Origin of the sequence: Pseudonocardia oroxyli, assembly GCF_900102195.1 — a bacterium.
Taxonomy (GTDB): domain Bacteria; phylum Actinomycetota; class Actinomycetes; order Mycobacteriales; family Pseudonocardiaceae; genus Pseudonocardia; species Pseudonocardia oroxyli.
Genome location: NZ_FNBE01000001.1, coordinates 57812 through 70826, shown reverse-complemented (window position 1 = coordinate 70826; position 13015 = coordinate 57812). Strand labels below are relative to the sequence as shown.

The following is a 13015-nucleotide window of genomic DNA, read 5'->3' as shown; positions in this document are numbered from 1 at the left end:
GTTCGGCGCATGTTGGGCCTCCCCGCGGGCGCACGTGCCTGCCTGTTCGACCTCGACGGCGTCCTGACGGACACGGCGAGCGTGCACGCCACGGCGTGGAAGACGATGTTCGACGAGTACCTGGAGAAGCACGACGGACCCGGGTACCGCCCGTTCGACGTGGCGAAGGACTACGGCCCGTACGTCGACGGCAAGCCCCGGCTGGAGGGCACCCGCAGCTTCTTCGCCTCGCGCGGCATCACGCTGCCGGAGGGCACGCCGGACGACTCCCCGGACACCGAGACGCTGTGGGGGCTCTCGACCCGCAAGAACGACCTCGTCCAGGTCGTGATCCGGGAGAAGGGCGTGGACGTCTACGCGGCCACCAAGCCCTACCTCGAGGCCGTGCGCGCGGCGGGGATGAAGACGGCGGTGGTGTCGTCCAGCGCGAACGCCGAGCAGGTGCTCCAGGTCGCGGGCCTGACCGACCTGATCGACCACCGGGTCGACGGGGTGACCGCGCGGGAGCGCGGCCTGCCCGGGAAGCCGCGGCCGGACACCTTCCTGCTCGCCGCGGAGGAGCTGGGGGTGGACCGCCAGGTGGCGGTCGTGTACGAGGACGCCCTGGCGGGCGTCGAGGCGGGTCGGGCGGGTGGGTTCGGCCGGGTGATCGGCGTCGACCGGCTCGGGCACGCCGACGCGCTGCGCGAGCACGGCGCGGACGTCGTGGTCGAGGATCTCTCTGAGCTGTTGGAGGACGAGTGAAGCCGGACTCGGGCCGTACGTTCGCGGTCGAGCCCTGGGTCGTGCGGGAGCAGACCCTCGACATCGCCGCGATGGGCCAGACGGAGTCCGTCTTCGCGCTGTCGAACGGACACATCGGGCTGCGCGGGAACCTCGACGAGGGGGACCCGCACCACCTGCCCGGCACGTACCTCAACTCGTTCTACGAGGTCCGGCCGCTGCCGTACGCCGAGGGCGGCTACGGCTACCCGGAGTCGGGGCAGACGATCATCAACGTGACCAACGGCAAGCTCATCCGGCTGCTGGTCGACGACGAGCCGTTCGACCTGCGGTACGGCAAGCTGCGCCGCCACGAGCGGGTGCTGGACCTGCGGGCGGGCACGCTCACCCGCGAGGTCGAGTGGGAGTCCCCGGCCGGGCGCGTGGTGCGGGTGCGCAGCAAACGCCTGGTCTCGATGACCCAGCGCGCCATCGCCGCGATCTGCTACGAGGTCGAGGTGCTCGACGAGCCCGCGCTGCTCGTCGTGCAGTCCGAGCTGGTCGCGAACGAGCAGCTGCCGACCCGCGGCGGCGACGACCCCCGGCTCGAGGCCGCGCTGACGAACGCGCTGCAGTCGGAGATGTTCCGCGCCGACGAGGCCGGGGCGACGTTGGTGCACAGCACCCGCAAGTCCGAGCTGCGGGTCGCCGCGGCCATGGACCACGAGGTCCACGGGCCGGAGGGGATCAAGATCACCTCGGACGCCACCGAGGACGCGGGCAGCACCACGATCATCGGCCGGGTCGAGCCGGGGCAGACGCTCAAGGTCGTGAAGTACCTGTCCTACGGCTGGTCCTCGCGGCGCAGCCTGCCCGCGGTCTACGACCAGGTCCGGGCCGCGTCCGCCGCCGCCCGGTACACCGGCTGGGACGGCCTGCTGCGCGAGCAGCAGGAGTACCTGGACGACTTCTGGGAGACCGCGGACGTCGAGATCGACGGGGACGCCGAGCTCCAGCAGGCCGTCCGGCTCGCGACCTTCCACGTGCTGCAGGCGGGCGCCCGCGCCGAGCGCCGCTGCATCTCGGCCAAGGGCCTCACCGCGGACGGCTACGACGGCCACACCTTCTGGGACACCGAGACCTTCTGCCTGCAGGTGCTGTCGTTCCTGGCCCCGGACGCCGCGGCGGACGCGCTGCGCTGGCGGCAGTCGATCCTGCCGTCGGCCTTCGAGCGGGCCGAGCAGCTGGGACTCAAGGGCGCCGCGTTCCCGTGGCGCACGATCCGCGGCGAGGAGTGCTCCGGGTACTGGCCGGCGGGCACGGCGGCCTTCCACATCAACGCCGACATCGCGGACGCGGTGCGCCGGCACGTCGCGGCCACCGGGGACACCCAGTTCGAGCTGGAGGTGGGCCTGGAGATCCTGGTCGCCACCGCCCGGCTGTGGCGCTCGCTGGGCCACCACGACTCGGCGGGGGAGTTCCGGATCGACGGGGTGACCGGGCCGGACGAGTACTCGGCGATCGTGGACAACAACGTCTACACCAACCTCATGGCGCAGCTGAACCTGCGCTACGCCGCCGAGGTGGCCGCCAAGCACCCGCGCAGCGCGGCCAAGCTCGGGGTGAACAGCGAGGAGATGGCCTCCTGGCGGGACGCCGCGTCCTCGATGCGCATCCCGTTCGACGAGGAGCTGAAGGTCCACCCGCAGTCCGAGGGCTTCACCAAGCACAAGATCTGGGACTTCGAGCACACCCCGGCGGACACCTACCCGCTGCTGCTGCACTACCCCTACTTCGACCTGTACCGCAAGCAGGTGATCAAGCAGGCCGATCTGGTGCTCGCGATGCAGCTGCGGCCGGACGCCTTCACCGCCGAGCAGATGCGCCGCAACTTCGCCTACTACGAGGCGATCACCGTGCGGGACTCGTCGCTGTCGGCGTGCACGCAGTCGATGGTCGCCGCCCGCACCGGGCACCTCGACCTGGCGTACGACTACCTGGCCGAGGCCGCGCTGATCGACCTGAACAACCTGGCGGGCAACACCGACCACGGCATGCACATCGCGTCCATGGCGGGCACCTGGGTGTCGATCACCACCGGGCTGGGCGGCATGACGTGCGACGCCACCGGGCTGGCGTTCGCGCCCGTGCTGCCGTCGGCGTTGTCGCGGCTGTCCTTCGGGCTGCGGTGGCAGGGCAGGCACCTGCGGGTCACCGTCACCCAGGACGAGGTGGAGTACAAGCTGGTCAGCGGGCCGCCCATGCGGCTGCGCCACCACGGTGAGCCCGTCGCGCTGGCGGAGGAGCCCGAGATCCGGCCCATGCCCGCCCCGCCGACCGTGGACCCGGTGGAGCAGCCCTACGGCCGGGCCCCGCGCCAGCGCCAGCACACCGCCTGACCCGCCGAGATGAACCTCAGGGCGATCCAGGCTGTCCCGGAATCGCCCTGAGGTTCATCTCGGCGGGGACGTGCGGGTCGTCGGTTCAGGGGGTCGGGGGCGGGGTATCCGCCGCCCGTGACCGCCGCAGCCGAGCCGCCGCCCGGGTTGACCCGCTCCGACCCCGCCACACCGGGCTACGGCCGGCGCCGGTCGGGGCGGGGGTTCACCTACCTCGGAGCCGACGGCGAGCGGCTCCCCCCGCGGACGGTCGCCCGGGTCAAGGCGCTGGTGATCCCGCCCGCCTGGCAGGACGTGTGGATCTCCCCGAACGAACACGGCCACATCCAGGCCGTGGGCACCGACGCCGCGGGCCGCCGCCAGTACCGCTACCACGACGACTGGCGGCGGGCGCGGGACGCCGCCAAGCACGACCGCGTCCTGGCCCTGGGCCGCAGGCTCGCCGCGGTGCGCACCGAGGTCCGGACCCGGCTGGAGACGCCGGGCCTGCACCGGGACCGGGTGCTCGCCGGCGCGGTGCGCATGCTGGACATCGGGGTCTTCCGGGCGGGCGGGGAGCAGTACGCGCCCGCCTGCAGCGACACGGAGTGCGACCACGACGGCGACGACCACGACGAGGTCGGCACCTTCGGGCTCGCGACCCTGCGCCGCGAGCACGTGTCGCTGCGCCGCGGCCTCGTCCGGTTCGACTACCCGGCCAAGGGCGGCATCCCACGCCGGCTCGACCTGCGGGACGCCCTGCTCCACCGGCTGGTCGGCGGGTTGTTGCGGCGCAAGGGCGGCGGGGCGGACCTGCTGGTCTACCGCACCGGCCGGGACTGGCACGACGTCACCTCCGCCGACCTGAACGTGGCGGTCAAGGAGCTGGCGGGGGAGTCGTTCACCTGCAAGGACCTCCGCACCTGGAACGCGACGGTGCTGGCGGCGGTCACGCTCGCGGCCGCCGTCGCGCAGGAGGGGCGCGTGCCGGGGGCGCAGCGGGCCCGCACGCGCATGGTGAAGGCCGCGGTCGACACGGTCGCGGACCACCTGGGCAACACCCCGACGGTGGCCCGCAACTCCTACGTCGACCCGCGGGTGATCGAGCGGTTCGAGCAGGGGCGGACCGTGCTGCGGGCCGTCAGCCGGGCGGGCTCGCTCACCGACGACCGGGAACGCGCGGTCGTCGAGCGGGCGGTGGCCCGCCTGATCACCGGCTGACCCACGCGAGATGAACCTGAGGGCGATTCCGAGCCCGCCCGGATCGCCCTCAGGTTCATCTCGGCGCGATCGGGGGGCTAGTCCTCGCTCAGCTGCTCGCGCAGGCGGGCGAGGGTGCGGGCGAGCAGCCGGGAGACGTGCATCTGGGAGATGCCGATCTCGTCCGCGATCTGCGTCTGCGTCTTGTTGCCGAAGAACCGCAGCACCAGGATCGTGCGCTCGCGGGCGGGGAGCTCGTCGAGCAGCGGCGCGAGGGTCTGGCGGTACTCGACCTTGTCCAGCTCGGCGTCCGCGCTGCCCAGGGTGTCCGAGAGCGGCGCGTCGGCCCCCGACACCAGCTCGTCGAGCGAGGGGCCGCGGTAGGCCTGCTGGGCGTCGAGACCCTCCAGGACCTCCTCGGTCGGCATCCCCAGCCGCTCGGCGATCTCCGACGGTTTCGGGGCCCGGCCGAGCTCCTGGGACAGCGGCCCGACCGCGGAGGTGATGGCGGACTGCATCTCCTTGAGCCTGCGCGGCACCCGCATGGCCCAGGTCCGGTCCCGGAAGTGCCTGCGCACCTCGCCGGTGATCGTCGGGACGGCGTAGGACAGGAAGTCGACGCCCCGGTCCGGGCTGAACCGGTCCACCGCGTTGATCAGCCCGACGGTGCCCGCCTGCTCCAGGTCGTCGACGGGCTCGCCGCGGTTGGCGAAGCGGCGTGCGATGTGCCGCACGACCGGCAGGTGCCCGGTCACCAGCTCGTCCCGCAGGGCCTCCCGCTCGGCATGGCCCGCGGGCAGGGCGGCGAGCTTGTCGAACAGGGGAGCGAGGTGCGCGTACTCGGACGAGCCCCGGTCGGGGGCGGGCGCGGGTTCGCCGGCGGTCACGGGTTCATCTACCCGGGGGCGCCGACCCGGAAACGCGGCGGTGGCGCTGGTAGGTTGGTCAGCCGCGCCGCACGCTGCGGTCCGCTCGCGCTCCCGTCCCGGAGGATCCCCCCACCGTGTCTGTCTCGGACCCTGCCTCGGATGGCGAGACGCCGCTCGCGCACGAGCGTGCGTACGTCGAGATGCTCTACGGCCGGTTGGACGACCGCCGCCGGGAGACCGCGCGCAGGCTGGACGAGGTGCTGCACGGCGAGACCGTCGGCACGCCGCAGGCGCTCACCGAGCGGGACGCCGCGGCCGCCATGTACACCGACCGGCTGGCCGCCCTGCGCGCCGCCGAGCACGGGCTGGCGTTCGGGCGGCTGGACGCGGAGTCGGGCGAGGTGCGCTACGTCGGCAGGCTGGGCCTGCTGGACGAGGAGAACGAGTACGAGCCGCTGCTGATGGACTGGCGCGCGCCCGCCGCGCAGCCCTTCTACACGGCGACGGCGGCCAGCCCCGAGGGCATGCGCCGCCGCAGGCACCTGCGCACCCGCGGGCGCACCGTCGTCGCGGTGGACGACGAGGTGCTGGACCTCACCGACGCGGCCGCTCGGACGTCCTCGTCCGGCCTGGCGGGCGAGGCCGCGCTCATGGCCGCGGTGAGCGAGGCCCGCACCGGCCGCATGGGCGACATCGTGGCCACGATCCAGGCCGAGCAGGACCGGATCATCCGGTCGAAGCCGTCGGGCGTGCTGGTGGTGCAGGGCGGCCCCGGTACCGGCAAGACGGCGGTCGCGCTGCACCGGGCGGCGTACCTGCTCTACACCCACCGCGACCGGCTGGCCCGCAGCGGCGTGCTGGTGATCGGCCCGAACCCCACGTTCCTGCGCTACATCGGGCAGGTGCTGCCCTCCCTGGGGGAGACGGCCGTGGTCCTGGCCACGCCCGGAGAGCTCTACCCGGGCCTGCACGCGCGCAGGCCCGAGGACGCCCGGACGGCCGAGGTCAAGGGCCGGGTGGACATGGCCGCGGTCATCGCGGCGGCCGTGCGGGACCGCCAGCAGCTGCCGCGGCGGCCGATCGAGCTGGTCGTGGAGCAGCAGCCCGCGCGGATCGACCGGGACCTGGTGAACCAGGCCCGCTCGCGCGCCCGCCGCTCCCGCAAGCCGCACAACGAGGCCAAGCGGATCTTCCGCCGGGAGGCGTTGCAGCTGCTCGCCCAGCAGGTCGCGCGCACGCTCGGCGGCCGCAACCTGCTCGGCAGGCTGGACGTCGAGGACATCCGCGAGGAGCTCGCCGAGGACGCGGCGGTGAACCGCGAGCTGGACCTGCTCTGGCCCACGCTGACCCCCGAGCAGCTGCTCACCGACCTGTTCGGGGACCCACGCAGGCTCAACTCGATCGCCCGCCGGATCCCGGCGGAGGACCGCGCCCTGCTGGAGCGCCGCCCGCCCGAGGGCCCGGAGGAGCTGCGCTGGAGCGCCGCGGACGTCCCGCTGCTGGACGAGGCCGCCGAGCTCCTCGGGGACGACGGCTCGGCCGCCCGGGCCGCCGCCCAGGCCGCCCTGCGCGAGGAGGTCGAGTACGCCCAGGGGGTGCTCGACGTACTGGACCTGGAGGAGGACCTCGACCCGGAGCTGCTGCGCGCCACCGACATCGTCGACGCCGACCGGCTCGCCGAGCGCATGCAGGTGCGCACGTACGAGTCCACGGCCGACCGCGCGGCCGCGGACCGGGAGTGGACCTACGGGCACGTGATCGTGGACGAGGCGCAGGAGCTGTCCGCGATGGCGTGGCGCACCGTGATGCGCCGCGTGCCGAGCCGCTCGATGACGGTCGTGGGGGACGTCGCGCAGACCGGGGACATCGGCGGCACCACGTCGTGGGGGGACGCGCTCGGTCCCTTCGTGCAGAACCGCTGGCGGCTCGAGCAGCTCACCGTCAACTACCGCACGCCCGCCGAGATCGCGGACGTGGCGGACGACGTGCTCGCCGCGATCGACCCGTCGCTGAGCCCGCCCAGCTCGGTCCGCAGCACCGGCGTCCCGCCGCGGGCGGTCCCGGTGGCGCCCGGGTCCCTGGAGGGGGCGGACGGCGTGCTCGCCGGGATCGTCGACGAGGAGCGGGCCGCGGTGGGGGAGGGCCGCACCGCGGTGCTGGTCCCGTCCGCCCGCGCGGCGACCCTGCGCGGGGTGCTGCTCGGCCCGGACGCACCCGAGGACGACCTGGAGACCCCGGTCGTCGTGTTGCCGGTGGGGGCCTCGAAGGGCCTGGAGTTCGACTCCGTAGTGCTCGTCGAGCCCGCCGAGGTGCTCGCCGAGAGCCCGCGCGGCCTCAACGACCTCTACGTCGCGCTGACCCGCGCCACCCAGCGGCTCACGGTGGTCCACGCCGCCGACCTGCCCGAGCCGCTGAAGCGGTTGCGGCGCCACTGATGCTCACCGTCCGCGGCGCCGACCTCGTGTGGACGGGGTCGGCGGAGGTCCCGGGCGGGGCGGTGTCCTGCCGGGACGGGCTCGTCGTCGCGGACCCCGTGCCGGGACGGGTGCTGGACGCCTCGGGCTGCGTGGTCACCCCCGGCCTGGTCAACGCCCACCACCATCTCCTGCAGAGCGCGTTCCGGACCCTGCCCGGCACCCGCGGCGTCCCGATGCGGGAGTGGCTGCCCGCGATGGCGGCCGCCTACGCCGCCGTCGGGATCGACGCCGAGTCCGCGCACGCCGCGGCGTCGGTGGGCCTGGCGGAGGCGCTGCTCTGCGGGGTCACGACGGTGGCCGACCACCAGCTCAACTGGCCGCCCGGCGACGGGGTCGCCGTGGCGTCGGCGGTGGCCCGGGCGGCGGGCGAGCTGGGTGCCCGGCTGGTGTTCGTGCGAGGCTCCGCGCGGGACGACCCGGAGCAGGCCGCCGCCTCGGCGGAGGCGGTCGTGCAGGCCCTCGCCGGCACGGACGTGCAGGTCGCGGTGGGGCCCGCGGGCGTGCACAGCGACGCGCCGGAGACGTTCGCGCTGCTCGGCGAGGTCGCCGCGCGCCACGGGCTGCGCCGCCGCACCCAGGCGAACGAGCAGGTGGACGTCGAGATCGCCGCCGCGCGGTACGGGCGCCGCCCCCTCGACCTGCTCGACGAGTGGGGCTGGCTCGCCCCCGACGTCACCCTCGCGCACCTCTGCGGCATCACCGATGCCGAGCTGGCCCGGGTCGCGGCCGCGGGTGTGTCCGCGACCCACGCACCGGGCTGCGACCTGCCGATGGGGTGGGGTGTGGCGCCCGCCGCCGCGCTCGCGGACGCCGGGGTCGCGGTCGGGCTCGGCACCTCCGGCGGGGGCAGCAACGACGCCGGACACCTCCTCGCGGACGCCCGGCTGGCGATGCAGGTCGCCCCGCTCGTCGGGCGTCCGGTGGCGGCCCGCGAGGTGCTGACCTGGGCGACCGCCGGGTCCGCCGCGGGGCTCGGCCGGACCACCCCCGGCGCGTTCCCGATGCTCGGCCGCCTGGACCCGGGGTTCGCCGCCGACCTGGTCTGCTGGGACGTCACCGGGGTGGCGGACGCCGGGGTCGCCGACCCCCTCGCGGGCCTGCTGTGGGCCGCGCCCGGCCGCCGCCCCCGGCACGTCGTGGTGGGCGGGCGCGTGGTGGTCGAGGACTACGTGCTGGTCACCCGGCCCGAGCCGGAGATCGTGTCCGCGCTCGGCCGCCTGCTCGACCACCGTCGTGAGCGGCGATAGTCGCCAGGGCGACCATCGCCGCTCACGGGAGCACTTGTCTTCTCCGCCAGGTGTCGGCCTCGCGGACGTAGCGGGTGCGGGCGGGTGGGGTGTCGGCGGTGCCCGCGCGCCAGAGCTCCAGCCTGCTCGGGACCAGGGCGAGGGTGGTCCAGCTGGGCGGGGCCGTCGCCGCGCCGGCGGCGTGGGCGGCGAAGCGCTCCTCGACCGCGCCGGCGGGCACCTCGTGGTCGGGGCCGTGCAGCTGCGGCAGCAGGTCGTCGTACACCCAGCCGACGAGCTGCAGCTGCCGCGGGCGGGTGCGGTAGGCGGCCTCGGTGACCTCGCGGGGGAGCTCGACCAGGCGCCCGGTCAGCACCGCCTGGCGGCCCAGCGCGGGCCAGTGGAACACCCCGGCGGCGCGGTCGTCCGCGGCGCGGTCGACCGTCTTGCCGGTGGGGGCCGAGGTGTGGAACCGGACCGACTCCGTGTCGACGGCGGTGACGACCACGGTGCGGGCGGAGGGTCCGGCGGGGCCCGCGGTCGCCAGCGTCATGGTCCAGCCGAGCTCGCGGGCGTCCTGCAGCCAGGAGGCGAGCACCTCCATGCCGCCGCCCGGCGGCAGGGCCTCAGGCATGTCCGTCTCCCCCCGACGAGTGCACGACCAGCACGATCGCCTGCTCCGCTCCGAGCTGCCGGTAGCGGTGCGGCGTCTCGCCCGGGTAGGCGAGGGTGTCCCGCTCGCCGAGCACCCGGGTGGCCCCGGGCTCGGCCGATGTGGCGCCCAGCTCCACCTCGATCGTGCCGCGCACCACGTACAGCGCCTCCCGGCGGGCGTGGCTGAAGAACTCCTGGAACTCCCGCGGCAGCCCCACGAACTCGGTGAGGTCGGGATCGTGGTGCAGCAGCCGCGCCCCCGGACCGGCGCCGCTGGAGGCCTCGCCGGAGAGGGAGCGCGCGGAGTCGACCATGAGCACCGCGCCGTCGTCCCCGGCTTCGGCGAGCAGGGCCTGCTGGGTCGTGCCGAGCGCCTCGGCGATCCGGAACAGCGACCGCATCGACGGCCGGGTGCGGCCCAGCTCGAGCTGGGACAGGAACGGCTGGGACAGCCCGGACGCGGCGGCGACCTGGGCGAGGGTGCGGCCGAGCGCGCGGCGGCGGGAGCGGATGGCCTGGCCGAGTCGGACGTCGGCTGCCTTCTGGGGGTTTCGGATGGGCATCCTTCACACGTCCGGTAACGGGGGACATCGGGACGAAACACGAGGAGCCTAGCGTGCCCCGTGTTGTGACTCCATCAATATTTTGCAGGTCAGAGTGAGTGCGTCGGTCGGGGCGCCGTCGGCCGCCCCCTGCCTGGCGGGGGTCGAGGTCGCGGCGCTGCACGGCGTGCGGCTGCCGGACGGGACCCGCGGTGAGGTGCTGCTCTCCGGTGGTTCCGTCGCGGACACCCCCGGTCCGGGCGTGTCGCTGGAGGCGTCCGGCTGGCGGGTGCTGCCCGCCGCCTGCGAGCCGCACGCCCACCTCGACAAGGCCCTCACCGCGCCGCGCATGGACCCGGGCGCGGGCAACGACCTGCCGACGGCGATCGCCCAGTGGCGCTCGATCCTGCCCGGGATCGACCGGGCGGACATCGAGTCCCGCGCGCTGGCCGCCGTCGGCCGCTACCTCGCCAACGGCATCACCGCGATCCGCAGCCACGTGGACGTCCCGCTGGAGGGCGACCGCTTCCGCGGGGTGGACGCGCTGGTCGGGCTCCGGGAGCGCCTGCGCGGCACCGTCGACCTGCAGGTGTGCCTGCTCGCCGGCTCCGAGGCGGACGACGGGGTGGTGGCCGAGGCCGTGGCCCGCGGGGTGGACGTGGTCGGCGGCTGCCCGCACCTGGCGCCGGACCCGCGGCACGAGATCACCCGCATGCTGGACGTCGCGCAGGCCCACGACCTGCCCGTCGACCTGCACGCGGACGAGCAGACGGACGTCGGGCACGCGTTGGACCTGGAGGAGATGGCCCGCCAGGTGCTCGCCCGCGGCATGCGGCAGCGGGTCACCGCGAGCCACTGCGTGCGCCTCGGGATGCTCCCGCCGGACCGGCTCGCCCAGGTCCTGGATCTGACCGCGCGGGCCGGGATCGGCATCGTCACGCTCCCGATCACCAACCTCTACCTGCAGGGCCGCGGCATCCCGGGCAACCCGCGCGGGCTCGCCCCGCTGCCCGCGATCCTCGCGGCGGGCGTGCCGCTGGCCGCGGGCGCGGACAACCTGCGGGACCCGTTCAACCCGGCCGGTCGCGCCGATCCCTTCGAGACGACGTCCCTGCTCCAGACCGCCGGGCACCTGCGGGCGGGCGAGGCCCTGCACGCGGTCACCGGAGGCGCCCGCGCGGTGCTCGGCCTCCCGGCCGCGGGCGTCGGGCCGGGGGAGCGGGCGGATCTGCTCCTGGTCCCGGACACCGAGCCCGGGGACCTGCTCGCCGGCGCCCCCGAGGCCCGGATCGTGCTCGCGGGCGGACGCGTGGTCGCCGACTCCCGCGTCGCCCGGCAGGTCGCCCTGTCCCCGTCCGAGCTCCCCGAGGTGGTCGCATGACCGGAACCCTGACGCTCGAGGGCGTCACCAAACAGTTCGACACCGGCACGGTGGCCGTGCGCGAGGTCAGCCTCGACCTGGCGCCGGGGGACTTCGTCACGGTCGTCGGGCCGTCGGGCTGCGGCAAGTCCACGCTGCTGCGGCTGGCGTCCGGCCTGGAGACGGTGACCCGCGGCACGGTGGCCGTCGAGGCCGCGTCGACGAGCTACGTCTTCCAGGACCCGACGCTGCTGGAGTGGCGCAGCGCACTGCGGAACGTCGAGCTCGTCGGCGAGCTGCGCCGGGTGCCGCGCGAGGAACGCCGCCGCCGGGCCCTCGAGGCGCTGGAGCTGGTGGGGCTCACCGGGTTCGAGGCGCAGCACCCGCGCAAGCTCTCCGGCGGCATGCGGATGCGGGTCTCGCTCGCCCGCGCCCTGGTCGCCGACCCGGACCTCGCGCTGTTCGACGAGCCGTTCGGCGCGCTCGACGAGATCACCCGCCTGCAGATGCAGACCGAGCTGCAGAAGCTGTTCCAGCTCAAGGGTTTCGCGGGGCTGTTCATCACGCACTCGGTGTCCGAGGCGGTCTACCTCTCCACCCGGGTGGTCGTGATGAGCGGTCGTCCGGGCCGGATCGTCGCGGAGATCCCGGTGCCCTTCGCCTACCCGCGACCGCCCGAGCTGCGGTACGCACCCGAGTTCGCCGAGCTGACCGGCCGGGTCAGCGAAGCCCTGGGAGAGCACTCATGACCACCGTCGAGGCACCGACCACCGGACTGCCGGTCGAGGCGCGGGCGGTTCCGGGGCGGCCCTGGTGGCGCACCGCACTTGCCCGTTCCCTGCCGATCCTCGCCGCGCTGGGCGGCATCGCCGTCCTCTGGTACGCCGTGACCTACCTCGTGCTGCCCGCGGACCAGCGTTTCCTGCTGCCCCCGCCGCACGAGGCCTACGGCAGCGCGCTGGGCAACGGCGCGCTGATGGGCCCGATGCTGGAGGCGCTGGGCCGCAGCGCGGTGGTGGCGCTGGTCGGCCTGGTGATCGCGGTGGTGCTGGGGATCGGCTACGCCACCGTGATGTCGCAGTCCGGGTGGGCCGAGCGGGTCCTCTACCCGTACGCGGTGATCCTGCAGACCATCCCGATCCTCGCCCTGGTGCCGCTGATCGGCATCTGGCTCGGGTACGCGTTCACCGCCCGGGTGGTCGTGTGCGTGATCATCGCGCTGTTCCCGATGATCTCCAACACCCTGTTCGGGCTGCAGTCCGCGAGCGCCGCCGCACACGACCTGCTCACCCTGAACAAGGCGAGCCGGTGGCAGCGGCTGGTCAAGCTGCAGTTCCCGGCCGCCGTCCCGTCGATCTTCACCGGGCTGCGGAACGCCGCGGGTCTGTCGGTGATCGGCGTGATCGTCGCGGACTTCTACTTCCAGCAGGGGGCGCCGGGCATCGGCGGCCTGCTGCGCACCTACACACTGCGCCTGCAGATGGAGGCGCTGCTCACGGCGGTCACCCTCACCGCGCTGTTCGGGGTGGTCGTGTTCTCGATCTTCGCCGCGCTGGACAAGGCCGTGGTCGGCCGCTGGTACGGCGGGCACACCAGATGACTCTCGG

At 74.5% G+C, this 13015-nt stretch carries 11 protein-coding genes; 8 read left to right on the top strand and 3 right to left on the bottom strand.

The window, feature by feature from the left end:
* The first annotated feature begins 9 nt into the window (after positions 1-9).
* The 3 genes from BLS43_RS00350 (at position 10) to BLS43_RS00340 (ending at position 4301) form a co-directional block, all read left to right on the top strand.
* The gene (locus BLS43_RS00350; protein ID WP_093074764.1) at positions 10-744 is read left to right on the top strand and encodes a beta-phosphoglucomutase family hydrolase; all 735 of its coding nucleotides are present in this window, start codon (positions 10-12) and stop codon (positions 742-744) included.
* Complete coding sequence (locus BLS43_RS00345; RefSeq protein ID WP_093074761.1) at positions 741-3101, top strand: glycoside hydrolase family 65 protein; 2361 nt, start codon at positions 741-743, stop codon at positions 3099-3101. The genes BLS43_RS00350 and BLS43_RS00345 overlap by 4 nt, the downstream gene beginning before the upstream one ends.
* A gap of 117 nt (positions 3102-3218) precedes the next feature.
* Positions 3219-4301, top strand: coding sequence for a DNA topoisomerase IB (locus tag BLS43_RS00340; protein WP_093074758.1), 1083 nt, complete (start codon positions 3219-3221; stop codon positions 4299-4301).
* A 77-nt stretch (positions 4302-4378) separates the two neighbouring features.
* On the opposite strand, the gene BLS43_RS00335 is transcribed toward BLS43_RS00340, so the two are convergent.
* Positions 4379-5167 carry an RNA polymerase sigma factor SigF gene (locus tag BLS43_RS00335; protein ID WP_093074755.1) on the bottom strand — a complete coding sequence of 263 codons (789 nt, stop codon included), beginning with the start codon at positions 5165-5167 and terminating at the stop codon, positions 4379-4381.
* 116 nt (positions 5168-5283) lie between these two features.
* Between BLS43_RS00335 and BLS43_RS00330 the strand changes: the two genes are divergently transcribed.
* Positions 5284-7584 carry a HelD family protein gene (locus tag BLS43_RS00330; protein ID WP_425438515.1) on the top strand — a complete coding sequence of 767 codons (2301 nt, stop codon included), beginning with the start codon at positions 5284-5286 and terminating at the stop codon, positions 7582-7584.
* On the top strand, positions 7584-8873 hold the full coding sequence (locus tag BLS43_RS00325; RefSeq protein WP_093074752.1) for an amidohydrolase family protein: 1290 nt from the start codon (positions 7584-7586) through the stop codon (positions 8871-8873). The genes BLS43_RS00330 and BLS43_RS00325 overlap by 1 nt, the downstream gene beginning before the upstream one ends.
* A 22-nt stretch (positions 8874-8895) precedes the next feature.
* Here the strand turns inward: BLS43_RS00325 and BLS43_RS00320 are convergent, their stop codons facing one another.
* Both BLS43_RS00320 and BLS43_RS00315 read right to left on the bottom strand, forming a co-directional pair.
* Positions 8896-9486 (bottom strand): pyridoxamine 5'-phosphate oxidase family protein, encoded by a 591-nt coding sequence (locus tag BLS43_RS00320; protein ID WP_093074749.1) that lies wholly within the window; start codon positions 9484-9486, stop codon positions 8896-8898.
* Positions 9479-10069, bottom strand: coding sequence for a helix-turn-helix domain-containing protein (locus tag BLS43_RS00315; protein ID WP_093074745.1), 591 nt, complete (start codon positions 10067-10069; stop codon positions 9479-9481). The genes BLS43_RS00320 and BLS43_RS00315 overlap by 8 nt, the downstream gene beginning before the upstream one ends.
* A 94-nt stretch (positions 10070-10163) precedes the next feature.
* Here BLS43_RS00315 and BLS43_RS00310 point away from each other — a divergent pair, with 94 nt between their 5' ends.
* From BLS43_RS00310 to BLS43_RS00300, 3 genes are read left to right on the top strand one after another with little or no spacing between them, the layout of a single operon-like run.
* Positions 10164-11429, top strand: a complete 1266-nt coding sequence (locus BLS43_RS00310; RefSeq protein WP_093074741.1) for an amidohydrolase family protein — start codon at positions 10164-10166, stop codon at positions 11427-11429.
* The gene (locus tag BLS43_RS00305) at positions 11426-12157 is read left to right on the top strand and encodes an ABC transporter ATP-binding protein (RefSeq protein WP_093074738.1); all 732 of its coding nucleotides are present in this window, start codon (positions 11426-11428) and stop codon (positions 12155-12157) included. Before BLS43_RS00310 ends, BLS43_RS00305 begins: the two co-directional genes overlap by 4 nt.
* The gene (locus tag BLS43_RS00300; protein ID WP_093074734.1) at positions 12154-13008 is read left to right on the top strand and encodes an ABC transporter permease; all 855 of its coding nucleotides are present in this window, start codon (positions 12154-12156) and stop codon (positions 13006-13008) included. Before BLS43_RS00305 ends, BLS43_RS00300 begins: the two co-directional genes overlap by 4 nt.
* Positions 13009-13015 lie beyond the last annotated feature (7 nt).

What these genes read in the sequence shown, in the direction of transcription:
- BLS43_RS00325 (WP_093074752.1), top strand. Translation starts at nt 7,584, where the DNA reads ATGCTCACCGTCCGCGGCGCCGACCTCGTGTGGACGGGGTCGGCGGAG.
- BLS43_RS00350 (WP_093074764.1), top strand. Translation starts at nt 10, where the DNA reads ATGTTGGGCCTCCCCGCGGGCGCACGTGCCTGCCTGTTCGACCTCGAC.
- BLS43_RS00300 (WP_093074734.1), top strand. Translation starts at nt 12,154, where the DNA reads ATGACCACCGTCGAGGCACCGACCACCGGACTGCCGGTCGAGGCGCGG.
- BLS43_RS00315 (WP_093074745.1), bottom strand. Translation starts at nt 10,069, where the DNA reads ATGCCCATCCGAAACCCCCAGAAGGCAGCCGACGTCCGACTCGGCCAG.
- BLS43_RS00305 (WP_093074738.1), top strand. Translation starts at nt 11,426, where the DNA reads ATGACCGGAACCCTGACGCTCGAGGGCGTCACCAAACAGTTCGACACC.
- BLS43_RS00320 (WP_093074749.1), bottom strand. Translation starts at nt 9,486, where the DNA reads ATGCCTGAGGCCCTGCCGCCGGGCGGCGGCATGGAGGTGCTCGCCTCC.